Consider the following 23,599-nt stretch of genomic DNA (forward strand, 5'->3'; position numbering starts at 1 on the left):
CGCAGCCGGGCCGATGCGCCTGCGCGCCCGCCCCGGCGTAATGACGGCGACAAGCCGCGCGGCGCTGCCTTTGGCGCGGCCGCCAAGCCGTGGGCCAACAAGCCACCGCGCAGGTCCGGCACTGGCCCCAAAACAACCGCCAACCCACACCCCGCCCATGCAACCGCCAGCGATGGCCAGGGCGAGCCGCAGCGTATCGCCAAGCTGCTGGCCCGCGCGGGCATTGCTTCGCGCCGCGAAGTGGAACGGATGATCGAGGAAGGGCGCGTCACGCTGGACGGCGCGACGGTCGAGACACCCGCCACCCTGCTCGCGTCGCTGGCGGGCGTGGCGGTGGATGGCGTGGCGGTCGCCGCCCCGGCCCCGACCCGATTGTTCCTGTTCCATAAGCCGAGCGGTTTCCTGACGGCTGAGCGCGATCCGGTCGGACGGCCGACCATCTATGACCGATTGCCTGCCGACCTGCCCCGCGTCATCCCGATTGGGCGGCTCGACATGAATACCGAGGGGCTGTTGCTGCTCACCACTGATGGCGGGTTCAAACGACAGATGGAGTTGCCCTCGACCGGCGTTCCGCGCACCTATCGCGCACGCGCCTTTGGCGAGATCAGCCAGCAGCAGTTGGAAGATCTGTTCGACGGGCTGGAAGTCGATGGCGTCCGCTATGGGCCGATCGAGGCCAATCTGGAACGGCGCACCGGGCGCAACCAGTGGATTGAAATGACGCTGACCGAAGGCAAGAACCGCGAAGTGCGGCGCGTGCTCGAACATCTGGGCTTGCAGGTCAACCGCCTGATCCGCACCAGCTATGGTCCGTTCGTCCTCGCCGACCTGCCGATGGGTGCGGTCGCTGAAGTGGGCGAACAAGATCTGGCGATATTCCGCAAGACATTGAAGGACGCGAAATGAGGATCATTTCGGGCCAATGGCGCGGCCGCCCGCTGACCGCGCCCAAGGGCGATGCCACCCGCCCCACCGGCGACCGGACGCGCGAGGCGCTGTTTTCGATGCTGACCAGCCGGATCGGATCGTTCGAGGGGCTGGCCGTGGCGGACTTCTTCGCAGGCTCCGGCGCCTGGGGTTTGAGGCGCTGTCGCGTGGCGCGGCCTCCTGCCTGTTCGTGGAACAGGACAAGCCCGCGCTCGACGCGATCCGGGCCAATGCCGAGCGGCTGGGCATCCGCCCCGACATTCGCGCGTCGAGCGTGCTGACGCTGGGGCAGGCACCTAAGCCGCTCGACCTCATCTTCATGGACCCGCCCTATGGCACCGGCGCGGGACAAGTCGCGCTCGACAAGCTGTCCCGGCTGGGGTGGACCAGCCCCGCCAGTTGGATCAGCATCGAGACCGACAAGCGCGAGGATGTGGCGGTGAAGGGCTTTACCATCGACACGGTGCGGGATGTGGGCAAAGCCCGGATCACCCTGCTCCGCGCGGAGGTTCAGGCCGCCGCCTGATAGGCGATGTCTTCCTTGGCGATTAGTATATCCGCCAGGAACTGATAGGCCTCCGCCCAGGCGTCCAGCACGGCGTCGGTTGCGACCTCTGCGCCCAGCACCTCGCGGATGGCGGGGAGCAGGGCGGCCGCGACCTTGGGATAATGTTCCGGCTTCACGCCGGTCTGGACGTGGCGCGCAACCATGCGGCTGACGGCCCCGTCCAGCGCGCCCAGTTTATCGATATTCTCCGCATAGCCCAGGATCGCGGCGGCCAGCCGCTTGGGCTGTTCGCCGCTGACCTGCGCGGCCTGGTCGAACATCCTCTTCACCTCCGCATCCTGGAACAGTCGCGCATACATGGCGGTGGTGATCGCGACGCCATGCTGGCGCAGGGCGGGGCCGGTGGATTTCACGATGGCGATGGTCGAATCGGACAGCGAAGCGGACATAGGAGACGCCTTTTTGGATGTTGGATAAGGTGTGTCTAATCCGCATCTTTTAAGATGTAAACGATATATATGTTTCTGTCCGGCGGCGTCGCGGCTACCGCTTTGCGACATGCAATTGACCCGTCACACCGATTACGCCCTGCGCGTGCTGATCCATCTGGCCACTGCGCCCTCCGGCCGCGCCACGATCAGCACAGTGGCGGACGCGCATCGCCTGTCGCGCAATCATTTGATGAAGGTGGTGCATCACCTGGCGCGGGGCGGGTTCATCGCGACCCAGCGCGGCCGGGGCGGCGGGTTTCTGCTGGCGAGACCCGCTGAAGATATCAGCATCGGCGCGGTTGTCCGCCATTGCGAACCGGATATGCGGATGGCGGACTGTCCGGCCTGTGCGATCCGTCCCGCGTGCGGCCTATCCGGCCTGTTGGTGCAGGCGACCGGGGCGTTCCTGGCCGTGCTGGACAATGCCACGCTGGCCGATGCGACGCGCGACAAGAGCGGGCTGGCGGCGCTGATTGCCGCCCTGCCCGCTCCTGCGGAGTCCGCTCCCTTCGAAGCTGTCAGCGCTTGCGCATCTTCCGGGCTTCGCTTGGATTGACGCAGCTATCCTGGACGGTCTTGGAACAGACCGGATAGTCCTTTGCCTCGGCAGGGGGTGGCGTCATGTTGCCGCCGACCGTCACCGGGTTGGATGATGATCCCATGGGGGCGGTCGGATCGTTCGGCGCACCGGGCGTGGCTGGCATCATGCCGGGGTCGCTGGGGACCGCGCCGGTCGGCATACCGGCATTGGGATCATTGGCGGGCGGTGGCGGCGGACCCATGGACGGGTCGGTCGGCGGCGTCATGGCGTCACCGGGCGCCTGGCTGGCGGGCATTTGCTGCGCGATGGCGGCGCTGCTGATCGAGGCGATGCCCATAAGGGCGGCTCCGGCAAGCATGATGGATTTCATGGGGTGATCCTTCCTATTTCTTGTCTCTGCCCCGTTCTGCTGCGTGGGCGAGGCGGAGAACCGGCACCCTGTCGCCTCCGTTCCGCCACTGACGACGAACGGAGGCGGGAATGCCGCGAGAGGAAGGACGGCGCTATTCGCCCGGGAAACGATCGAATTTAGGCAGCAGATGGGCGTTGGCCATCCAGTCGGCGGCTTCGGCCATCTGGATATGGGCTTGCGGCGGCAGGGCGCTGATATCATCGAGCGTGCCGGTCTGAATGTCGATCTTGCCGGGAAAAATCGTTGCGTTGGTGTAGAACAGGCCCGAGCCGCACGTCCCGCAAAAATGGCGGATGGCATGTTCTGAAGAACGATATTCGACCGGCGTTCCGCTGATCGTCACCGCATCCTGCGGGAATAGCCCCCATCCGACCATGGGCGCACCCGAACTGGTGCGGCAATCCTTGCAATGGCACAGCGCGCTATGCGCCGGTTCGCCACGGGCTTCGTACCGGATTGCGCCGCAATGGCATCCCCCTGACAACATCGCTCGTCCTCCCTTGCATGATTCGCCTTTTGTTCTCATAGAAGGCGCTTCGTCGCAAGGGTCATGCCTTGCCCCTGCCGCCCCCTGTCCCTAGTTGTCCTTCATGACTCTTCCATTGCCCTCGCCCCATGATCCGCCCTATTTGCGGGGTTTGAACACACCCCAGCGCGAAGCCGTGCTGACGACCGAAGGGCCGGTGTTGGTGCTGGCGGGCGCGGGCACGGGCAAGACTGCGGCGCTGACCGCACGGCTGGCGCATCTGGTGGCGACGGGTCGCGCTTACCCCTCGCAAATCCTGTCGGTCACCTTCACCAATAAGGCCGCGCGCGAAATGCGCGAGCGGGTGGGCAAGATGATCGGCCCGGCGGTGGAGGGGATGCCCTGGCTCGGCACCTTCCATTCCATCGCGGCCAAGATGCTGCGCCGTCATGCCGAACTGGTGGGGCTGCAATCCAATTTCACCATCCTGGACACGGACGATCAGTTGCGGCTGATGAAGCAATTGATCCAAGCCGAAGGGATTGACGAGAAGCGCTGGCCAGCGCGGCAATTGGGCGGCTTGATCGACCAGTGGAAGAATAAGGGCTGGACCCCGGAGGATGTCGGCGCGGGTGAAAGCGAAGGCTATGCCAATGGCCAGGGGCAGAAACTCTATGCCGCCTATCAGGCCCGGTTGCGCGCGGTTAATGCCTGTGATTTCGGGGACTTGCTGCTGCATATTCTGACGATTTTGAAGAAGCATCGCGATGTGCTGGAAAGCTATCAGGAGCGGTTTCGCTATATTCTAGTGGACGAATATCAGGACACGAATAGCAGCCAATATCTGTGGCTGCGGCTGCTCGCCCAGACGCGCAAGAATATCTGCTGCGTCGGCGATGACGACCAGTCCATCTATTCATGGCGCGGCGCAGAGGTCGCCAATATCCTGCGGTTCCAAAAGGATTTTCCTGGCGCGACGATCATCAAGCTGGAGCAGAATTATCGATCGACCCCGCACATATTGGGGGCGGCTTCCGGGGTGATCGCCGAAAATGGCACGCGGCTTGGCAAGACATTGTGGACCGATATCGATGTGGGCGAAAAGGTGCGTGTCGTCGGCATATGGGACGGGCCGGAGGAGGCGCGGCGGGTCGGCGAGGAGATCGAGACGATCCAGCGCGATGGCGGTTCCCTGGACGAGGTCGCTATTTTGGTGCGCGCACAGCACCAGACTCGCGAGTTCGAGGATCGCTTCATCCAGATCGGCCTGCCCTATCGCATCGTGGGCGGCTTCCGCTTCTATGAGCGCGCCGAAATCCGCGATGCGCTGGCCTATCTGCGGCTGGTGAACCAGCCCGCCGACGATCTGGCGTTCGAGCGGATCGTCAATGTGCCCAAGCGGGGCCTGGGCGACAAGGCGGTAGAGAAGTTGCATCGGCTGGCGCGGGCCGAGGGGATCCCGCTGCTCCATGCCGCGGCGCGGATATTGGATACCGACGAACTGACGCCACAGGCGCGGCGGTCGCTCGGCAGTTTCGTCGGTGATCTGGCGCGCTGGCGCGACCGGGCGGCGCAATTGCCACATGCGGAACTCGCGCGGCAGATATTGGACGAGAGCGGCTATACCGCGATGCTGCAGGCCGAACGCAGCACCGAAAGCGCGGGGCGGCTGGAGAACCTCTCCGAACTCGCGCGCGCGATGGAAGAATATGAAACGCTGGGCGCGTTTCTGGAGCATGTCTCGCTGGTTATGGATAATGAGGCGCAGGCCGAGTCCGCCAAGATCACCATCATGACCATCCATGCCGCAAAAGGGCTGGAGTTTGATTCGACCTTCCTGGTCGGGTGGGAGGAAGGTATTTTCCCCTCGCAACGGGCGCTGGACGAAGGCGGGCTCAACAGCCTGGAGGAAGAGCGGCGGCTCGCCTATGTCGCGATCACGCGGGCGCGCAAGCGCTGCACCATCTGCATGCCGCCAACCGGCGCATCTATGGCCAGTGGACGAGTTCGATCCCGTCGCGCTTCGTGGGCGAATTGCCGCCCGAACATGTCGAGGAAGAAAGCAGCATGACCGGTGGCGCGTCGCTATGGCGGGCCAATTGGTCGGAGCGCGAAGATCCCTTCGCCCATGTCGAACGCGGCACCGGGCGCGGGCCGGGCTGGCAGCGGGCGCAATCATCGGGGCAGTTCAGCCGCGAGCCAGTGCGGATCGTCGAGGCGCGCGCGTCGGCGGTGTCGATCGGCAATAAGGGGCGGAGCGACATGACGGTCGGACTGCGCATCTTCCACCAGAAATTCGGTTACGGGATCGTCGCGGAGATTGAGGGCAATAAGCTGGAGATCGATTTCGAAACGGCGGGCCGCAAGCGGGTGATGGACAGTTTCGTCTCACTGCCCTGAGCGCGCTATGGACAGTGCGTCAGTCGGCGCCGGGGGAGTGACAGGGGTGAAACCGGGCACCCTCGCCCGGCGTGCCGCCGATGCGGATGTCGCCCTGCATCGCGCGGGCAAGGCGGCGCGAAATATAGAGGCCCAGGCCCGACCCGCCCGCATCGTCACGCCCGAGCCGTTCGAATTTCTCGAAAATGCGTTCGCGGTCGGCCACCGCCACGCCCGGTCCCTGATCGATGACGCTGATGCGCGCTTCGCCGGGCGTCGATTCGGTGACGATGCGGACCTGCGTGTCTTCGGGCGCGTAGCGCACCGCATTGCCGATGAGGTTGACGAGGATTTGTAACACGCGGCGAAATTCGCCGGTAGCGAGCAGGCCTTCATCCTCCGGCGGCGGGAGGATGGTGATGCGGCGATCGAGCGCCTTGACGGTCAAAAGGCCCGCAGCGCGCCGTCCAAGATCGGCAAGATCGACCTCTTCGGCGATGACGGCAAAGTCCGGCCGGTCGATCGCCTGAAGATCGGCCAGATCATCGACCAGCGCCATCAAGTGCCGCCCGGCCGAGGCGATATCCTTGGCATAGCCCGCATAATCGGGGCGGAGCGGCCCCTCCATCTGCGCGCTGATGGTATCGGCATTGGCGATGATCCGCCCCAGTGGCTGGCGCAGCGAACGGTCGAGCCGTTTGCCGAACGCACTGGGATAAAGCGCGACGGCGTCCTGTGCCGGGGGAGGAACGACCGCCCGTTCCAGCGGCAGGGCGGTGCCGCGATAGCCCATGAGCTGGCCCGCAAGGTCGAACAGCGGGATGGCCGACAGGCGGAACAGGCGGGCGGGGTCGCTGACCAGCACGGCATCCTGATCGCGAAAGGCGCGCCGCTGGGCGAACCCGCGCAGCATCGCCATGTCGCCATCGGCATCGGGGCGCAGGTCGAAATAGGCGGAAAAGCGGCTGCCCGGCACGGGCGGATCGCGCGGCAGCGCGCCTTGTGCGCCGCCATTGTCCATCGCCATCTGGAACCGCAACTGGGTATCGACCTGCCAGGCCCAACCTTCGGCCATGGTGGCGATGTCGGCTTCGCGGTCGATCAGTTCGATCGGCGCGACCGGGATCGGTCGTTCCTGCCAATCAACGATCGAGAGCGATACGCCCCCATCATCGGGCTTGGCGCGCACCCACATATCGATGTCGCCGCGCTCCGCCGCCGCCGCCACAGGGCGCGATACGGGCACGCCGAGGCGCTGGGTGAGCCGGGCGATGGCCGCGAGCTGGGGGATGACAAGCGCGGTGCCGAGGCTGCCTCCCGCCTCTTCCTGCAGCGCGAGCAGCGGCGCGTCGGCGCTCAGCAGCCGCCCGTCGCTTGCGACGGTCGCGCGCACGAAAGCCGGATGGAGCGGGATGATCATGCGGCGGTGACTTGCAGCAGATGGTCGAGCTTCGCGCGGAAGGGGGCGGGCGTGCGCAGGGCGCTGACCGCCGCATCCGCCGCCATTTCCGGCAGGTCGCGATACTGGGCCGAGGCCTCCACGATCGCGACGTCGGACAGGCCGGGGCGAATCGGGCGCAAAGAGAGGAGCAGATGGCGATAATCGGCATCCGCCCCCCCCAGCGCCCGACACAGCGCCGCAATCTGCGCCACTGGCCCCATCACCAATATGTCGATGACCTGCATCGCGCGCATCCGCAGCCGACGCGCCGCGAGCGCGGCAAAGAGCAGGAAGCGCCGCTGGTCGAGCGCGGCACCCAGCAAGTCGGGGGCGTCCGCCGCCGCGCCCATGCCGCGCACCAGCCGTTCCGCTTCGGCGATCGGGCTGGCGCTTTCGTCATGGTCGGCGAGCAAGGCCCAGCCGGACCGTTCGAAGGCGACCAGCAGCGCGTCGCCCCCCTCCCCCGCGCCGCGCCGCGCGATCGAGGCGAGGCAGGCGGCGACGGTCCATACCAGTTCGGCGTGATGTTCGGCGGGCAGATCGGGCCGCATCGGCTGATCCTCGCCGCCGCGCGCGATCCAGCGGCCCTCGGCCAGGGTGAGGGCGGACACGGCGTTGCCGATCAGGGGATCGTCGGCGCGCAACAGCGGTTCTTTTTCCGCCTCACCATTCTGGTCGGCACCGGGCTGGCCGAACTGCCGCAGCATCAGGCTGACGCCCGCGCGCATCTGCATGTGCGCGAGCACGGCGGGGCTGAGCACGGTCGGCTGATCGCAGAGCATGCGCCAGCAGACGGGATCGGGCCAGGGCGCAAGCGCGGTGGCGATGGCCGGGGCATGATCGAGCGAGACGCGCAGCGCCATCTCGATCGCCGTCATGCAACCGCCCAGATGCCGCCGCGTCTCCGCGATCAGCGCGTCGTGGCGCGGACGGTCGTCCGTTGGAAAGAAAAAGGCCAGGTCGATGGCGTGACCAACCGGCACGGCGGACATGCCCGCCATGACTCGCGTCATCGGCCAGCTGTCCGTCATTGTCGAACCGGCAAGGGACGAAAAGACGCTCATGCGGTGCAGCATAACCGCGCGTCGTTAATATGCACTAAACCGTCCGGTGGAATTCTTCAGGTGCGACGCCGCAGAATGATGGCCCCCACAGAGGCGATGGCGAGCAGCATCGCGACCCGCAATCCCTGCGCCAGCAGGCCGAACAGGCCGGTCCCGACCATCAGCAGCAGGGCGCTGCCGGGGGTGAAGATCATCCAGGGCCGGGCCTCGCCGGTACGCCCCTGCCGATCAGCGATCACGATGATCACCAACAGCAGCGCGAGATCGACCGCCAGCGGGCTGCGGCCCGCCAGGACGATGCCCATCAGCGCCAGCACGGGCGTGGCAAAGGCGAACACACCGGCGGGCGGCGGCCGCAACGCCATGGCATCGAGCCGGTCGGCCAGTTCCGCAAGCAACAGCGCGATCAGCAACAGACAGAAGCCGGTCAGCGGCCAGAGCAGTTCGACGGGCACCAGCGCGACCGCGCCGAGCGCGATGGCGGTGATCCGCACCTGAAAGGCGGGTACCTGCATCCGCATCAGCGGCGCGCTGGCCATGCGGGCCAGCGGCGCGAGGACATAATGTTCGATGCCGCCGCGCGTCGGGGTGCGCGAGGTGCCGGCGGCCGTAACCGCCTGCGCCACCAGATCGGCCTGTTGCTGGCTGTCGACCATGGCGACGCGCCCTTCGAGCAGGTCGTCCTGCGGCGCGGTGATGCGGCGCGCGCCTTTCTGCACCGCCGCCCGCACCAATGTCAGCGACAAGTCCCAGTCGCCGATCATGTCGAGCGTGTCGAACAGCAGCGCGGGGGTGATCCGCGCGACGCCAGCCCAGCGCTGACCGGCGTCGATTCGTTCGAACGGGGCGCTGGCGCGGGTGTCGTCGGCGACGAGCAGGGTGTTGCCTTCGGTCGCGCCCAGCGCATCGACATGCGCCTGTGCGACGATCGCGCCGTCGGCGATCAGCAGCACATCGGTATCGCGGGGCACGTCGCGCACCATCGACACCATGTCGCGCACCAGCGCGACGGCGATGCCGTCCGCGCTGAGACGATCGACCGCCTGCGACACGGCGGGGGTGATGACGCTGACGAGGATCATGATTCGGTCGGCACCGGCATAGGCCGCCTGCCGCGCCTGATATTCGATCAGCGTCTGGCCCGCGAAATGCAGGCTGGCGCGCAGGCCTGCGGGCGTGTCGGCCGTCATGCGGCTGGCGCTGAGAATCGCGGAAAAACTCATTCTGTTATGCTTGTCGACCCGTTGGTTGTTGGGACGACCTTTTCGCAAGGCAAATGGTTTGACGCAAGCAAAGCCGTATCAGCTGTGCGGAATGTCCCTTTCGAGCGCGGCGAGCGCGCTGCGCAGACGGCGCAATATGCGCGGATCGCCAGGCGCGGCCTCCGCCGCTTCGTCGGCCAGCGCCAACAGCGTCATCAGGCCGAAACTCGCCGCCAGCCCCTTCAAGCGCCACGCCGCCAGCGCCCAATTGGCGTCGCATCGGGCGCGGGCGAGCAAATCGACCTGGCGCGCGGCGCTTTCCATGAAGGCGATCCGCAGATCGGCAATTAACGCGCTGTCGTCGCCGACCGCCGCTGCCAAAGCGGCATCTAGGGCACCTGGATCATAGGACATGGCGACCAACGCTATCGAACGCGGGTTAAGTTTTGGTAACGGGGCATTCCCGCGCGCAGAAAAGATGCTAGGATGCGCGGATGACAGGGGGCAGCACAATCGTCGAGTTCTGGCGCGACGAACCATCGCAGACGCCCGCGCAAGCGGACGATATCTTGCTTTTGAAACAAGCCGTTTCGGACATTGAAGAGGATGATCCGGCCGACGGGTCCAGCAATGCCTGGATAAAATGGGTGCGGATCACGCTGACCGTCGCGGCACTGGGCTGGATCGGCTTTGCCGGTTGGGCGATGAGCGCGTCGGGCGACCTGCGCGCCGGGCCGTCCGCCTGGGCGAGCGCCATCGCGACGCTGCTGGTCCCGCTGACCTTGCTGGCGCTCACCTATCTGCTCCTGATGCGTAGCAGCCGGACCGAATCACGGCGCTATCTCGACACGGCACGGGCGCTGCGGACCGAAGCGGACCTGCTGGAATTGCGGCTGGGCCGGATCGCGACACAGTTGGAATCCGCGCGCCAGAAAATGCAGGATCAAGCCGAACTGCTCGACAGCTATGGTGCCGCCGCCAGCAGCAATATGGAAGCATCGGCCGAACTGATCGCCAGCCGGGCGCATGCCAGCGCCGAGCGCGCGGAAGCCGCCGAGCGCGCCGGGGCCGCCCTGATGGCGCAGATGCATGCGCTGATCGGTGCGATCCCCGAATTGGAGGACCGCACCGGCCGGATGGCGGCGCAGATCATGGACAATGGCCATGCGCTGGGCGACCGGATCGACACGCTGGAGGCGCGATTGCACGCGCTGGGCGAATTGTCCGACGATGCGCGGGCGCGCACCCTTTCGGCGACCAAGAGCCTGTCGAGCCAGCTGACCCAATTGCAGGAAGCGAGCCGGGCAGCGAATGAAGAAGTCACCGGCATGGCAGATATCGCCGCCGGACGGATCGACGCGACCGCGCAAACCGCGCGGCAGGCGATGGATCGCACGCGTCAGGATGTCGATGCGCAATCGGCCGCGCTCACGGCCCTGGTCGATGCGGCGCAGGCGGGCGTCGCCACGACGAGCGAAAGCGTGCGCCTGGCGCTGGTCGCGGACCTCGATCGCGCGCAAGCCGATCTGCAGGGTCGGCTCGACCGGGCAATGGCGCAGGTGCGCGAGACGATGGCCGCGAGCGACGATGGCTTGTCGCGCCGCGCCGATACGCTGACGGCGCTGGTCGCAGCAGCCCAGGCGGGCATCGGCAGTGCGAGCGAAAATGTGATGGGCGTCCTGGTCCGCGACATGGACATGATCGAACAGGAACTGCGTCAGCGGATGGGCGGCGCGCTCGATCGGGCGGAGGAAGCGCTGACCTTTACCGATGCGCGCCTTTCGGCGCAGGCAGCGGCGCTCGACGCGCTGATCGCCCGGTCGCGCGCCAGCCTGGACGCGATCGGCAGCGACACGGTCGCGGGCCTGACCGACTCGATCGGCGATGTTGAAGGTCGCCTGCACCAGATCACCGACATGGTGGAGGGGCAGAAGGCGTTGATGAACAGCCTGCATGCCGGGTTGAACGACACCATCGCCGGGACCGAGGGCCGGTTCGCGACGCTGGAAGACACGGCTTTGGCCCGCAGCGAGCGGATGACCGATGCGCTCATGCGCCTGACGGCGGAGACGCAACGCATTGACGGCGCGTTGACGGCGGGTGGCCAGACGGCGGACAAGCTGATCGGTGGTGCCGAGACCTTGCTGGTGGCGCTGGATTCGAGCGTGCGCGAGCTGGACGAAACCTATCCGGCGGCGCTGGAGCGGTTCGATGCGCGCATGGCGCAGAGCCGTGCCCTGCTGGGCAGCGCGACACCGGAAATGGAACGGCTGGAAGCGATTTCGCAGGCGCTGGTCGGTCGGGCTGAAGAGGCCGAATCGCTGCTACGCGGCCAGGGTAGCCGCCTGACCGAATGGCTGGAAAGCACACAGAGCGGGCTGGAAGCCAATCGCCAATTGGTCGATCGGCTGCGCGTCGCGCTGGATGGCGCGCATCAGGATGCGACGCGGATTACCGAGGGGGCCGGGCCGCTGCTCGTCACCGCGCTGTTGCGGGTCAAGGATACCGCCGACCAGGCCGCAGAGCGTGCGCGCCAGGCGCTGGCGCGCGCCATTCCCGACGCGGCGCAGCAATTGGGCGACGCCAGCGAAGCGGCGATGCAACGGGCGCTGGGCGACAAGGTCGCGGCGCAGATCGAACAGGTGGCCAAGGTGGCCGAAGAAGCGATCAAGGCCGCGCATCAGGCATCGGAGCGGCTGACCCGTCAATTGCTGACCATCGCCGACACCAGCGCGAATGTGGAACAGCGCATCGTGCAGGCCGAACAGGCGTCGGAGGATCGCGACCGCGACCATTTCGCGCGTCGCTCCGCCGCGTTGATCGAATCGCTCAACAGCACGGCGATCGACGTCACCAAAATCCTGTCCAACGATGTGACCGATACGGCCTGGTCCGCCTACCTGAAGGGCGATCGGGGGGTGTTCACGCGCCGCGCCGTCAAGCTGCTGGATGCGGGCGAGTCGCGGGAAATCGCGCTCCATTATGACAATGACGCCGAGTTCCGCGATCATGTGAACCGCTACATTCATGATTTCGAATCGATGTTGCGGGTCATCCTGTCGGCGCGCGACGGCAATGCGCTGGGCGTTGCCGTGCTCTCGTCCGACATGGGCAAGCTCTATGTCGCGCTGGCGCAGGCGATCGAGCGGCTGCGGCAATAGGCTAAGCACGACAAAGAGATAGCGTTCCCCGGGCGCAGGCCGGGGAACTGGCTATTGGCTCAGCGTGTGCCGCTATATTTGGGGAGCATGTCCGCCGTCACCCAGCCCTGCACATAATTGGCATAATAAAGGCCGAACAGGATCGTCGCCAGGATCGTCGCGCGCAGCGCGACGCGGCCGGGGCGGAAGTTGCTGGGGGCGCTGTCCGCCTGCCCCTTCAGCATCACCTCGCCCGTTTCGTCGGGCGTGCGGATGCCAAAGGGAAGCATGACGAAGGCGCAGACGACCCACATCAGAAAATAGATGGCGAAGATGGCGTAGAGATTCATGCGCGCCTGATTAGGCGCGAATGAGCAGCACGTCCACTATCGGCTTCTTGCCCGTCCAGCGCGTCGCCGTCCGACGCACGGCCAGGCGAACCCGCTCGCGCACGGCGTCGTCTTCCAGCGACCCCTTGGGGATCACCGCCGCTGCATCGGTCGATGCTTCGGCAAGGAATGCCGCCTTGTCTTCCTCCACCGGCACGCCCTGGGTGCGCAGCGTCGGCTTGCCGATCATCTTGCCCTTGCGGTCGATCGCCACGGCGACGCTGATCTGGCCATGCAGGCCCAATTTGCGCCGTTCGTTGATGGTCGCGCCATCGGCTGGCAGAATGACATCGCCGTCCAGCACCAGCCGTCCGGTATCCTGCTTGCCGATAATCTCGGGCGCACCGGGCGCCAGGCGCAGCAGATCGCCATTGGACTGGACCGGCGCGTGCCGGATGCCGCTGGCCAGTGCGAGCCTGGCTTGCTCCGCCATATGGCGGCGTTCGCCATGGACGGGCAGCAGGATTTCGGGCCGTATCCAGCGATACATGGCTTCAAGTTCCGGGCGGCCGGGATGGCCCGACACATGCACTTCGGCCTGACGATCGGTGACCATCAGCACGCCCGACATGGCCAGCGCATTCTGGATACGGCCGATGGCGATTTCATTGCCAGGGATCTGCTTGGAGGAGAAGACGACCAGGTCGCCCTCCGCCAGCTTGATCGGGTGGCTGTCGAACGCCACGCGGGCAAGCGCGGCGCGGGCTTCGCCCTGCCCGCCCGTGGCGATGATCATCACCTCGTTGCGGGGCAGCGCCATCGCATCGTCCCAATCGACGGTGGGCGGGAAATCCTTGAGATAGCCGCTGGCCTTGGCCATGCCGATGATGCGGTCAAGCGAGCGCCCGGCGACGCAGACCTTGCGGCCCGTCGCGGTGGCGACTTCGCCCAGCGTCTGCACGCGGGCAGCGTTGGAGGCGAAGGTGGTGACGAGGACGCGGCCCTTGGCCCCGGCGATCGTTTCCATCAACCCTTCGCGCACATCGCCTTCGGAACCGCTGGCCTTGTCATTGAAGACATTGGTGCTGTCGCAGACCATGGCGAGGATGCCCTCGTCCCCGATCGCGGTGAGTTCCTTGGGGGTCGCCGGTTCGCCGAGCAACGGGCGCTCGTCGAGCTTCCAGTCTCCGGTATGGAAAATCTTGCCGTGCGGCGTGTCGATCAGCAGGGCATTGCCCTCCGGGATCGAGTGGGCGAGCGGCACATAGCGGAAGCCGAACGGGCCGAGATTGAAGCTGCCTTCATTCTGGATCACATGGAGTTTGACCTCCTTGGTCAGGCCTTCTTCCTCCAGCTTCAGCCGGATGAGGCCCGCCGTGAAGGGCGTCGCATAGAGCGGTACGCCAAGATCCGCGGCGAGATAGGGGATCGCGCCGATATGATCCTCATGCCCGTGCGTCAGCACGATGCCGAGCAGATCCTTGCGCCGTTCCTCGATGAAGGTGAGGTCGGGCAGGATCAGTTCGATGCCGGGATAGGTGGTATCGCCGAAGGTCATGCCGAGGTCGACCATGACCCATTTGCCCTGGCAGCCGTAAAGATTGACGTTCATGCCGATCTCGCCCGACCCACCGAGGGCCAGGAAGAGCAGCTCATCCTTGGGTGTCATTATGCTTATAAACTCCGTTCGTGCATCAGCGCGAGGCCCTGAATCGTCAGATCCGGCGCGATCGCATCGAAAATATCGCTGTTGTCGTTGAAGAGGACCGCAAGGCCCCCCGTCGAAATAACCCTGGTCGGGCGGCCGATTTCGGCCCTCATGCGGGCGACCAGCCCCTCCATCATGGCTACATAGCCCCAAAATACGCCAATATGCATCTGCGCCTCGGTCGTCCGCCCGATCACCGAACGATTTTCCGGTGGGGCGATCGCGATCCTGGGCAGCTTCGCGGCGGCCGCTACTAGCGCATCGAGCGAGAGATTGATACCCGGCGCGATGATACCGCCTTTATAGGCACCGCTATAGTCGATCACGTCGAACGTGGTTGCGGTGCCGAAATCGATGACGATCAAGTCGCCGCTATAAAGATGGTGCGCGGCGATGGCGTTTACAACCCGGTCTGCGCCAACCGATCCTGGCTCGGCTACGTCGAGTTCAATGCCCCAGTCGAGCGGCGATTGCCCGGCGATCAACGCGGTCGTGCGGAAATATTTTTCGGCCAACACCTGCAGATTATGCAGCGCGCGGGGCACGACGGTCGCGATGATGACGGTGTTGACGTCGGCGATCTTATAGCCTTCGAGCATCAGCAACTGGTTGAGCCAGACGGCATATTCGTCGGCGGTGCGGCGCGCGTCGGTCGCGATGCGCCAGCGCGCGCGGATGTCCCGCCCGTCGAGCAGCGCGAAAACCACATTGGTATTGCCCGCGTCGATCGCGAGAAGCATGGCCGATCCTTGGGTCAGATGAGAAATATGTCACCGGCGTGAATGGCACGGCTCTGCCCGTTCGCCAAGCGCAGGATGAGCATGCCGTGGCGGTCGAGCGTGTCGAAAGCGCCGTCCACCGTGCTGCCGTCGGGCTGGTGTACGCGTATCGGCGTGCCGGTCGGGTGCGCGTTGAGCAGCCAATGGGTGCGCACCGGGTCCAGCCCCTGCGCGCGCCAGATGGACAGCCAATGGGCGAAAATCTGGGTCAGACGGTCGAGCAGCACCCCGGCGTCGGCATCGGTCGCGCCCTGGGTGACGAGGCTGGTGACGGGCCGGTCGAGATTGCGGGGATGATCGGTGACGTTGAGGCCGATACCGACGATGATCGCGTCGCCAGTGCGCTCCAGCAAGATGCCCGCGATCTTCGCGCCATCGACCAATATATCATTGGGCCATTTTATCCGCGCCTGCCCGGCGCACAGCGGCGCGACGAGGGCATGAACAGCATTGGCCGCGACCAACGCCAGCGTGTGCGGCAGGGGATCGCCGGGCTGCAGGCGGACAAGGGTGGAGCAATAAAGGTTGCCGACGGGGCTGTCCCAGATGCGGCCCATCCGCCCCCTGCCCCCGCTTTGCCGTCGGGCGCGCAGCCAACTGCCTTCGCTTATACCGGTATCGACCAATGCCAGCATGTCGGCATTGGTCGATATGGTATCTTCAACGAGGCGTATCTGCGTCAGAACAAGGACGCCGCCGCGGCAGCGCTCGCCTGATCCAGCACCGGGTTGAGCAGATAGCCCAGCACGATGACGGCGGCGCAGGCGGTCAGGATGATATTTTCAACCGGGCCACCCTTCGCCTCATAGGCGCCGGTCGGCTCGTCGAAATAGATCGTCTTGATGATCTTGAGATAATAGAAAGCGCCGATCACTGAAGCCGCAATACCCACGGCGGCGAGCGCGGTCAGATCCGCAGCGACCGCGGCTTCGAACACCAGGAACTTCGCCCAGAAACCGAAGAGCGGCGGAATACCGGCCATCGAGAACATGAAGATGGCAAAGGCAGCGGCCAAACCCTTGCGCGATTGCGACAGGCCCGCGAGGCTGGCGATCGTTTCGACCGGCTTGCCGTTGGCATCGCGCATCTGGAGGATGCAGGCGAAGGCACCGATCGTCATGATGACATAGATCGCCATATAGCTCATCGTCGCCGCCACACCGGCGGGCGTGCCGCAAGCGAGGCCGATCAGCGCAAAGCCGACATTGTTGATCGAGGAATAGGCCATCAGCCGCTTGATATTGCTCTGGCCGATCGCCGCAACGCCGCCGAACAGGATGGAGGCGAGCGCGACGAAGATCACGATCTGCTGCCAGTCGAGGCCAGCAGGGCCAAGCGCTTCGATCGCGACGCGCACGGTCAGGGCGATCGCCGCAACCTTGGGCGCGCTGGCGAAGAAGGTCGTGACCGGGGTGGGCGCGCCTTCATAGACGTCGGGCGTCCACATGTGGAAGGGCACGGCGCTGATCTTGAAGGCCAGGCCCGCCAACACGAATACCAGGCCGAACAACTCGCCCTTGCCCACGCCATCGGCCATCGCGACGGCGATACCGTCGAAAGCGGTGCTGCCGGTGAAGCCATAGAGCAGGGAAATGCCATAGAGCAGGATGCCGCTCGCGAGCGAACCCAGCACGAAATATTTGAGGCCCGCTTCGGACGAGCGCCCATCCTGCCGCATGAAGCTGGCCAGAACATAGGAGGCAAGGCTGTTCATTTCGAGGCCGACATAGAGCGTCAGCATGTCGCCCGCCGACACCATCATGCCCATGCCGACGGCGGCAAAGACGATCAGGATCGGATATTCGGGACGCAGCGCGCCATCGGTCGAGAAGAAGCGGGGGGCGAGCAAGATCGCAGCGGCGGCCGCGCCATAGATCAGCGCCTTGGCATAGACCGAGAACGCATCCGCCCGATACAGCCCGTCAAAGGCATCGGGACCATGGGCGAGCGAGCAAAGCAAGGCGAAGCCCGCGCCGATCAAGGTCACGACCGACAGGCTGTTGACGAGGCCCGCGGTACGATCGCCACCGAAAGCGGCGATCATCAACAGGATGAGGCCGCCGACCGTCAGAACGAGTTCGGGCATGACGGCGAGAAGGGACGTGGAGTCGATCATCAGTGCGCCTCCCCCGACGCGGAATGAGAGGGCGCAGGGGCGTCTTCGTGATGGGCCACGCTCGCAGGCTTGGGCGCGCCCAGCTTGATCTGGGAGTCCCCCGCAGGAGCGGCAGGTGCGAGCCGGGCTTCGAGCGCGACGATGTCAGGACGCATCGGGGCGAGGAAGCTCTCAGGATAGATGCCCATCCACAATACCACGGCGGCAATCGGAGCCAGCAGCCACAATTCGCGCGCCGACAGGTCGGGCATGGCCGCCGCGTCGGCATTGACCTGCTCGCCATAGCAGATGCGACGGTAGAGATAGAGCATATACGCCGCGCCCAGGATGATCCCGGTGGTGCAGACAAGCGCGACCCAGGTCGATGCCTGATAAATGCCCATCAGCGCCAGAAATTCGCCGACGAAGTTGGATGTGCCGGGCAGGCCGACCGACGCCATGGTGAAGAAGAGGAACAGTAGCGCGTAGCGCGGCATGTTGATCGACAGCCCACCATAGCGCGCGATTTCGCGGGTATGGAGCCGGTCGTAGATGACGCCGACGCACAGGAACAACGCGCCCGCGACCAGACCATGGCCCAGCATCACCATCATCGCGCCTTCGATACCCGCCTGGTTGAAGGCGAACAGGCCGACGGTCACGATCGCCATATGCGCGACCGAGCTATAGGCGATCAGCTTCTTCATGTCTGACTGCACCAGCGCAACGAGGCTGGTATAAACCACCGCCACCATCGACAGGCCCCAGACCAAAGGCGCGAGCTGCGCCGAGGCTTCGGGGAACATCGGCAGCGAGAAGCGGATGAAACCATAGCCACCCATTTTGAGCAGCACGCCCGCCAGAATGACGGAGCCTGCGGTCGGCGCCTGGACGTGCGCGTCGGGCAACCAGGTATGGACCGGCCACATCGGCATCTTGACCGCGAAGCTGGCGAAGAAGGCCAAGAACAGCCAGGTCTGGACAGCGGGATCGAAATTATAGGCCATCAGCGCCGGGATTTCGGTCGTCCCCGCTTCCTGCACCATCCACATCATCGCGATCAGCATCAGGACCGAGCCGAGCAGCGTGTAGAGGAAGAATTTATAGCTGGCGTAGATGCGATCCGCGCCGCCCCAGATGCCGATGATCAGATACATCGGAATGAGGCCGGCTTCGAACATGATGTAGAAGAGGTAGAGATCCTGCGCGGTGAAGACGCCGATCATCAGCACCTCCATGAACAGGAAGGCCGCCATATATTCGCCGACACGCTTTTCGATCGCGCGCCAGCTGGCGCCGATGCAGATCGGCATCAGGAAGACGGTCAGCGCGATCAGCATCAACGCGATGCCATCGATACCCAGTGCCCAGGCGAACCGCCCGAAGATGGGCGCATATTCCTGGAACTGCCACTGTGCGCCGCTGCCCGACTGGTCGAAATTCGCCCACAGGGCCATGCCCAGGACGAAATCGATCAGGGTCGCGATCAGCGCGATCCAGCGCGCGCTATTCGCGCCCACGAACAGACAGGCGATGGCCCCCGCCATCGGCACTGCCATCATCAGGGAAAGGATGGGGAAGCCGTCCATTATCGTGTCATCGCCCAGGTTGCGGCAGCGGCGAGGCCAATCAGCATCACCAGCGCGTAGGTGTAAAGATAGCCGGACTGGAGCCGACTGGTCACTTTATTGCCCTGCACGACCAGAGCAGCCAGACCATTGGGTCCGAAGCGGTCGATGAAACCGACGTCACCGAACTTCCAGAAGAAGCGGCCGATGGCGAAGGCAGGCTTGACGAAGAGCAGATTGTACAGCTCGTCGAAATACCATTTGTTGAGCAGGAAGGTGTAGAGGACACCGAACTGGGACACGAAGCGCTCCGGCCAGTCGGTGTTCTTGATATAGGCGAGCCATGCGATGGCAAGGCCGGTCAGCATCACCGTGAAGGGCGAGAATTTGACCCAGGTCGGCACTTCATGCGCCGCATGCATCAGATGGCTATCGAACGCCAGCGACCCCTGCCAGAAAGCGATGCCGCCTTCCGATCCGATGAACTGATCATGGAAGACGAGGCCCGCGAACACCGCGCCGATGCTCAGCACGATCAACGGGACCAGCATGACCCACGGGCTTTCATGCGGATGATAGCCACCAGTCCCGGTTGCGGGCGCATGGTGGTGATCATCATGGGAGTGATCGTCATGATGAGCGTCATGTCCGTGGGAGTCATGCCCATGGGCGTCATGCAACGCATGCTGGATATGTTCGGACGCGGCCCAGCGCGGCTTGCCGAAGAAGGTCAGGAACACCAGACGCCAGCTGTAGAAGCTGGTGAGCAAGGCGGCGAACACGCCGACGAGGAACGCGCCAGTGCCCGCCCCGCCAGCGGCATAGGCCGCTTCGAGGATGCCGTCCTTCGAATAGAAGCCCGCAAAACCGATGCGACCAGCGGCAAGCCTACGCCGGTGATGGCGAGCGTGCCGAGCGTCATCGTCCAGAAGGTGATGGGGATGCTTTTACGCAGGCCACCATAATAGCGCATATCCTGCTCATGGTGCATCGCGTGGATGACCGAGCCCGCGCCCAGGAACAGCAACGCCTTGAAGAAGGCGTGGGTAAAAAGGTGGAACATCGCCGCGCCATAGGCACCGACGCCCGCCGCAAAGAACATATAGCCCAGCTGCGAACAGGTCGAATAGGCGATGACGCGCTTTATGTCGGTCTGCACCGTGCCGACGGTCGCGGCGAACAGGCAGGTCGCCGCGCCGACATAGGTGACGACGGTCAGCGCCGTTTCTGAGGTTTCGAACATCGGCGACAGGCGGCACACCATGAACACGCCCGCGGTCACCATGGTCGCGGCGTGGATCAGCGCCGACACAGGCGTCGGGCCTTCCATCGCGTCCGGCAACCAGGTGTGGAGGCCAAGCTGCGCCGACTTGCCCATCGCACCGATGAACAGCAGCAAGCACAGCACGGTCATCGTGTCGAAACGCGCGCCGAGGAAGCCGATGGTCGAGCCCGCCATCGACGGGGCCATTTCCAGAATTTCGGGGATCGAGATGGTGTTGAACACCAGATAGGTGCCGAAGATGCCCATCATGAAGCCAAGATCGCCGACGCGGTTGACGACGAACGCCTTGATCGCGGCGGCATTGGCGCTGGGCTTGCGGAACCAGAAACCGATGAGGAGGTAAGAGGCAAGGCCCACCCCTTCCCAACCGAAGAACATCTGGAGCAGATTGTTCGCCGTCACGAGCATCAGCATCGCGAAGGTGAAGAGCGAGAGATAGGCGAAGAAGCGCGGCTGATCCGGCTCTTCATCCATATAGCCCCAGCTATAGAGGTGAACGAGGCTCGACACGCTGGTGATGACCACCAGCATGACCGCCGTCATCGTGTCGACCCGCAGCGCCCATTGCGCGTCGAAGCTGCCCGACTGAATCCAGGTGAAGAGCGGCGCGACATAGGCCTGGCCCTCGCCCGCGACGAAAGACAGGAAAATGGGCCAGCTCAGCGCGCAGGAGATGAACAGCGCGCCGGTGGTGATGATCTTGGCAGGCAGCTTGCCGAGCGTCTTGTTGCCAAGACCGGCGATGATGGCTGCCAGCAGCGGGAGAAGGACAATAAGCTGGATCATGTCTGTAAGGCTCAGCCCTTCATCCGGTTGACATCGTCGACGGCGATGGTGCCGCGACCACGGAAGTAAATGACGAGGATGGCAAGGCCGATGGCCGCCTCACCCGCCGCGACGGTCAGCACGAACATGCTGAACACCTGCCCCACCATGTCGCCCAGGAAAACGCTGAAGGCGACGAGGTTGATGTTCACGCTCAGCAGGATCAGTTCGATCGCCATCAGGATGATGATGATGTTCTTGCGGTTGATGAAGATGCCCAGCACCCCCATCACGAACAGGATGGCGCTGACCACCAGATAATGTTGAAGGCCGATCACAGCTCCACCCCCTGCCCTGTGGGCTGATTGATATTGCGGACCGCATCCTGCGGACGGCGACGGTTCTGCTTGGCGATATTCTGGCCCTTCACGCCGCCACGGGCGCGGTGGGTCAGGACGATCGCGCCGATCATGGCGACCAGCAGGACGAGGCCCGCCGCTTCGAACAGGAAGATATAGCGGGTATAGAGCAGCATCCCGACCGCCTTGATGTTCGAGATATTGGGGTCGGTGGGCGCGGCACGCTGCGCCAGTTCGATCGGACCCGCGCTCCACAGGCCGATGCCCAGGATGATCTCCGCCAGCAGCACCAGCGCGATCAGCAGGCCGAAGGTAGATAGCTGACGAACCCGGCGCGCAATTCGGCAAAGTCGATATCCAGCATCATGACCACGAACAGGAACAACACCGCGACCGCGCCGACATAAACGATGACGAGCAGCATCGCGATGAATTCGGCACCGATCAGGATCATCAGACCCGCAGCGTTGAAAAAACGCCAGGATCAGCCACAGCACCGAGTGAACCGGGTTGCGCGACAGGATGGTGAGCGCGCCGCTGCACACCACCAAAATGGCGAACAGGTAAAAGGCAAGCACGTGAATCACTGGATCAATATCCCCTTAGGCCGCGCGGCTTAACGATAGGGTGCGTCGGCGGCAAGGTTCGCGGCGATCGCCCGTTCCCACTTGTCACCATTTTCAAGAAGCTTGGCCTTGTCGTAGATCAGCTCCTCGCGGGTTTCGGTCGCGAATTCGAAATTCGGGCCTTCGACGACCGCGTCCACCGGGCAGGCTTCCTGGCAGAAACCGCAATAGATGCACTTGGTCATGTCGATGTCGTAGCGCGTGGTGCGGCGGCTGCCATCCTCGCGCGGCTGCGCTTCGATGGTGATCGCCTGCGCCGGGCACACCGCTTCGCACAGCTTGCACGCGATGCAGCGCTCTTCCCCATTGGGGTAGCGACGCAGCGCATGTTCACCCCGGAAGCGCGGCGAAATCGGGTTCTTCTCGTAAGGGTAGTTGATCGTCGCCTTGGGCTTGAAAAAATATTTCAAGGTCAGGGCGTGCGCCTTCACAAACTCCCAGAGGGTGAAGCTCTTGATATAATATGCGAGGCTCATTGTGCGCCTCCATAGCGCGTCAGCATGAGGAAGCCCGACACCAGGAAGACGAAGAAGAGCGACACCGGCAGGAAGATTTTCCAGCCCAGCCGCATCAGCTGGTCATAACGGTAGCGGGGCACCGTCGCCTTCACCCAGGAGAAGACGAAGAAGAAGAACAGGATCTTGGCGAACAGCCAGATAATGCCGGGCACATAATAGAGCGGAGCCCAGTCGAACGGCGGCAGATAACCACCCCAGAAGAGAATGGCGTTGAGCGCACACATCAGGATGACGTTGGCATATTCGCCAAGCCAGTAGAGCGCGAACGACATGGACGAATATTCGGTCTGATAGCCCGCGACTAGCTCGCTTTCCGCTTCGGTCAGATCGAAGGGCGCGCGCGCGGTTTCGGCGAGCGCCGAAATCAGGAACATGACCGCCATGGGGAAAAGCAGCGGGTTGAAGCCGTTGCCGTTGATGAAGCCATAATAGCCCTTCTGGCTTTCGACGATGGCGCTCAGATTGAAGCTGCCCGCCCACAGTACCACGGTGATGATGATGAAGCCGATCGAGACTTCATAGCTGATCATCTGCGCGCTGGCGCGGATCGCGGAATAGAAGGGATATTTGGAGTTGGACGCCCAACCCGCCAGGATGATCCCATACACGCCGAGCGAACTGATCGCCAAAATGTAGAGCAGGCCGACATTGATGTCCGCCAGCACGACGCCAACATCGAACGGCACCACGGCCCAGGCCATCAGCGCGACGGTGAAAGTGATGATCGGCGCGATCAGGAACAGCGCCTTGTTCGACGCCGACGGGATGATGGTTTCCTGCAGGAAGACCTTGAGGCCGTCCGCGAAGGATTGCAGCAGGCCGAATGGGCCAACGACGTTGGGACCACGACGCAGCGCCATCGCCGCCCAGATCTTGCGGTCGGCATAGATGATCATCGCCACGGCGAGCATCAGCGGCAGCGCGATCAGCAGAATGCCGATGATCGTCGCCAGCAGCCACGCCCCCTCAAATGGCATGCGAGGTCTTGGAAGA

The 23,599-nt window shown here is 64.4% G+C and carries 19 protein-coding genes and 4 pseudogenes; 5 read left to right on the forward strand and 18 right to left on the reverse strand.

Going from position 1 to position 23,599, the window contains the following annotated elements:
• Positions 1–909: pseudouridine synthase (locus tag BF95_RS18920; RefSeq protein ID WP_051520121.1), on the forward strand; the 909-nt coding region annotated here is incomplete at its 5' end.
• Positions 906–1,456 (forward strand): annotated as a pseudogene (rsmD, locus tag BF95_RS18925) (16S rRNA (guanine(966)-N(2))-methyltransferase RsmD). The gene BF95_RS18920 and the pseudogene rsmD, both read left to right, overlap by 4 nt.
• On the opposite strand, the gene BF95_RS18930 reads toward rsmD, so the two are convergent.
• Positions 1,441–1,887 carry a globin domain-containing protein gene (locus tag BF95_RS18930; protein ID WP_043153485.1) on the reverse strand — a complete coding sequence of 149 codons (447 nt, stop codon included), beginning with the start codon at positions 1,885–1,887 and terminating at the stop codon, positions 1,441–1,443. The pseudogene rsmD and the gene BF95_RS18930 sit on opposite strands and share 16 nt — an antisense overlap.
• 109 nt (positions 1,888–1,996) lie before the next feature.
• Here BF95_RS18930 and BF95_RS18935 point away from each other — a divergent pair, with 109 nt between their 5' ends.
• On the forward strand, positions 1,997–2,485 hold the full coding sequence (locus tag BF95_RS18935; protein ID WP_043153487.1) for an Rrf2 family transcriptional regulator: 489 nt from the start codon (positions 1,997–1,999) through the stop codon (positions 2,483–2,485).
• On the opposite strand, the gene BF95_RS26605 is transcribed toward BF95_RS18935, so the two are convergent.
• Both BF95_RS26605 and BF95_RS18945 read right to left on the reverse strand, forming a co-directional pair.
• Positions 2,448–2,840 (reverse strand): Fe-S oxidoreductase, encoded by a 393-nt coding sequence (locus BF95_RS26605; protein ID WP_081764216.1) that lies wholly within the window; start codon positions 2,838–2,840, stop codon positions 2,448–2,450. The two genes, BF95_RS18935 and BF95_RS26605, sit on opposite strands and share 38 nt — an antisense overlap.
• A gap of 133 nt (positions 2,841–2,973) precedes the next feature.
• A complete protein-coding gene (locus BF95_RS18945; protein ID WP_043153490.1) occupies positions 2,974–3,369 on the reverse strand; it encodes a GFA family protein in 396 nt (131 codons plus the stop codon).
• 103 nt (positions 3,370–3,472) lie between these two features.
• Here BF95_RS18945 and BF95_RS18950 point away from each other — a divergent pair.
• Positions 3,473–5,748 (forward strand): annotated as a pseudogene (locus tag BF95_RS18950) (ATP-dependent helicase).
• A gap of 19 nt (positions 5,749–5,767) precedes the next feature.
• Here BF95_RS18950 and BF95_RS18955 read toward each other — a convergent pair.
• The 4 genes from BF95_RS18955 to BF95_RS18970 all read right to left on the reverse strand — a co-directional run bounded on the left by BF95_RS18955 (position 5,768) and on the right by BF95_RS18970 (position 9,848).
• Complete coding sequence (locus BF95_RS18955; protein ID WP_043153492.1) at positions 5,768–7,147, reverse strand: sensor histidine kinase; 1,380 nt, start codon at positions 7,145–7,147, stop codon at positions 5,768–5,770.
• Positions 7,144–8,232 (reverse strand): DUF2336 domain-containing protein, encoded by a 1,089-nt coding sequence (locus BF95_RS18960; RefSeq protein WP_043153523.1) that lies wholly within the window; start codon positions 8,230–8,232, stop codon positions 7,144–7,146. Before BF95_RS18960 ends, BF95_RS18955 begins: the two co-directional genes overlap by 4 nt.
• A 56-nt stretch (positions 8,233–8,288) precedes the next feature.
• On the reverse strand, positions 8,289–9,455 hold the full coding sequence (locus BF95_RS18965) for a hypothetical protein (RefSeq protein WP_043153493.1): 1,167 nt from the start codon (positions 9,453–9,455) through the stop codon (positions 8,289–8,291).
• Positions 9,456–9,533: 78 nt separating this feature from the next.
• Positions 9,534–9,848 (reverse strand): hypothetical protein, encoded by a 315-nt coding sequence (locus BF95_RS18970; RefSeq protein WP_043153494.1) that lies wholly within the window; start codon positions 9,846–9,848, stop codon positions 9,534–9,536.
• Positions 9,849–9,928: 80 nt separating this feature from the next.
• Between BF95_RS18970 and BF95_RS18975 the strand changes: the two genes are divergently transcribed.
• Complete coding sequence (locus tag BF95_RS18975) at positions 9,929–12,595, forward strand: hypothetical protein (protein WP_043153495.1); 2,667 nt, start codon at positions 9,929–9,931, stop codon at positions 12,593–12,595.
• A gap of 59 nt (positions 12,596–12,654) precedes the next feature.
• Here BF95_RS18975 and BF95_RS18980 read toward each other — a convergent pair whose 3' ends face one another.
• From BF95_RS18980 to nuoH, 11 genes and pseudogenes are all read right to left on the reverse strand, one after another.
• Positions 12,655–12,924 carry a DUF1467 family protein gene (locus BF95_RS18980; RefSeq protein WP_043153496.1) on the reverse strand — a complete coding sequence of 90 codons (270 nt, stop codon included), beginning with the start codon at positions 12,922–12,924 and terminating at the stop codon, positions 12,655–12,657.
• Positions 12,925–12,934: 10 nt separating this feature from the next.
• Entirely contained in the window at positions 12,935–14,572 is a 1,638-nt protein-coding gene (locus BF95_RS18985) for a ribonuclease J (RefSeq protein ID WP_043153497.1), read from the reverse strand.
• A 5-nt stretch (positions 14,573–14,577) separates the two neighbouring features.
• Positions 14,578–15,351 (reverse strand): type III pantothenate kinase, encoded by a 774-nt coding sequence (locus tag BF95_RS18990; protein WP_043153499.1) that lies wholly within the window; start codon positions 15,349–15,351, stop codon positions 14,578–14,580.
• Between the two features lie 14 nt (positions 15,352–15,365).
• Complete coding sequence (locus BF95_RS18995) at positions 15,366–16,064, reverse strand: biotin--[acetyl-CoA-carboxylase] ligase (RefSeq protein ID WP_268747184.1); 699 nt, start codon at positions 16,062–16,064, stop codon at positions 15,366–15,368.
• 5 nt (positions 16,065–16,069) lie between these two features.
• Positions 16,070–17,506, reverse strand: coding sequence for an NADH-quinone oxidoreductase subunit NuoN (gene nuoN / locus BF95_RS19000; protein WP_043153501.1), 1,437 nt, complete (start codon positions 17,504–17,506; stop codon positions 16,070–16,072).
• Entirely contained in the window at positions 17,506–19,074 is a 1,569-nt protein-coding gene (locus BF95_RS19005; RefSeq protein WP_043153502.1) for an NADH-quinone oxidoreductase subunit M, read from the reverse strand. The genes nuoN and BF95_RS19005 overlap by 1 nt, the downstream gene beginning before the upstream one ends.
• Positions 19,074–21,124 (reverse strand): annotated as a pseudogene (gene nuoL / locus BF95_RS19010) (NADH-quinone oxidoreductase subunit L). Before nuoL ends, BF95_RS19005 begins: the two are co-directional and overlap by 1 nt.
• An 11-nt stretch (positions 21,125–21,135) precedes the next feature.
• The gene (nuoK, locus tag BF95_RS19015) at positions 21,136–21,441 is read right to left on the reverse strand and encodes an NADH-quinone oxidoreductase subunit NuoK (RefSeq protein WP_037473979.1); all 306 of its coding nucleotides are present in this window, start codon (positions 21,439–21,441) and stop codon (positions 21,136–21,138) included.
• Positions 21,438–22,049 (reverse strand): annotated as a pseudogene (locus BF95_RS19020) (NADH-quinone oxidoreductase subunit J). Before BF95_RS19020 ends, nuoK begins: the two are co-directional and overlap by 4 nt.
• A gap of 29 nt (positions 22,050–22,078) precedes the next feature.
• Positions 22,079–22,564 (reverse strand): NADH-quinone oxidoreductase subunit NuoI, encoded by a 486-nt coding sequence (nuoI, locus tag BF95_RS19025; RefSeq protein ID WP_043153504.1) that lies wholly within the window; start codon positions 22,562–22,564, stop codon positions 22,079–22,081.
• A complete protein-coding gene (gene nuoH / locus BF95_RS19030) occupies positions 22,561–23,583 on the reverse strand; it encodes an NADH-quinone oxidoreductase subunit NuoH (RefSeq protein WP_043153506.1) in 1,023 nt (340 codons plus the stop codon). Before nuoH ends, nuoI begins: the two co-directional genes overlap by 4 nt.
• Positions 23,584–23,599: the final 16 nt, after the last annotated feature.

The organism is Sphingobium sp. Ant17 (genome assembly GCF_000588875.1).
Lineage (GTDB): Bacteria > Pseudomonadota > Alphaproteobacteria > Sphingomonadales > Sphingomonadaceae > Sphingobium.

Coding starts and splice junctions, on each gene's coding strand:
- BF95_RS18930 (WP_043153485.1), bottom strand. CDS start 1,887: ATGTCCGCTTCGCTGTCCGATTCGACCATCGCCATCGTGAAATCCACC.
- BF95_RS18935 (WP_043153487.1), top strand. CDS start 1,997: ATGCAATTGACCCGTCACACCGATTACGCCCTGCGCGTGCTGATCCAT.
- BF95_RS26605 (WP_081764216.1), bottom strand. CDS start 2,840: ATGAAATCCATCATGCTTGCCGGAGCCGCCCTTATGGGCATCGCCTCG.
- BF95_RS18945 (WP_043153490.1), bottom strand. CDS start 3,369: ATGTTGTCAGGGGGATGCCATTGCGGCGCAATCCGGTACGAAGCCCGT.
- BF95_RS18955 (WP_043153492.1), bottom strand. CDS start 7,147: ATGATCATCCCGCTCCATCCGGCTTTCGTGCGCGCGACCGTCGCAAGC.
- BF95_RS18960 (WP_043153523.1), bottom strand. CDS start 8,232: ATGAGCGTCTTTTCGTCCCTTGCCGGTTCGACAATGACGGACAGCTGG.
- BF95_RS18965 (WP_043153493.1), bottom strand. CDS start 9,455: ATGAGTTTTTCCGCGATTCTCAGCGCCAGCCGCATGACGGCCGACACG.
- BF95_RS18970 (WP_043153494.1), bottom strand. CDS start 9,848: ATGTCCTATGATCCAGGTGCCCTAGATGCCGCTTTGGCAGCGGCGGTC.
- BF95_RS18975 (WP_043153495.1), top strand. CDS start 9,929: ATGACAGGGGGCAGCACAATCGTCGAGTTCTGGCGCGACGAACCATCG.
- BF95_RS18980 (WP_043153496.1), bottom strand. CDS start 12,924: ATGAATCTCTACGCCATCTTCGCCATCTATTTTCTGATGTGGGTCGTC.
- BF95_RS18985 (WP_043153497.1), bottom strand. CDS start 14,572: ATGACACCCAAGGATGAGCTGCTCTTCCTGGCCCTCGGTGGGTCGGGC.
- BF95_RS18990 (WP_043153499.1), bottom strand. CDS start 15,351: ATGCTTCTCGCGATCGACGCGGGCAATACCAATGTGGTTTTCGCGCTG.
- nuoN (WP_043153501.1), bottom strand. CDS start 17,506: ATGATCGACTCCACGTCCCTTCTCGCCGTCATGCCCGAACTCGTTCTG.
- BF95_RS19005 (WP_043153502.1), bottom strand. CDS start 19,074: ATGGACGGCTTCCCCATCCTTTCCCTGATGATGGCAGTGCCGATGGCG.
- nuoI (WP_043153504.1), bottom strand. CDS start 22,564: ATGAGCCTCGCATATTATATCAAGAGCTTCACCCTCTGGGAGTTTGTG.
- nuoH (WP_043153506.1), bottom strand. CDS start 23,583: ATGCCATTTGAGGGGGCGTGGCTGCTGGCGACGATCATCGGCATTCTG.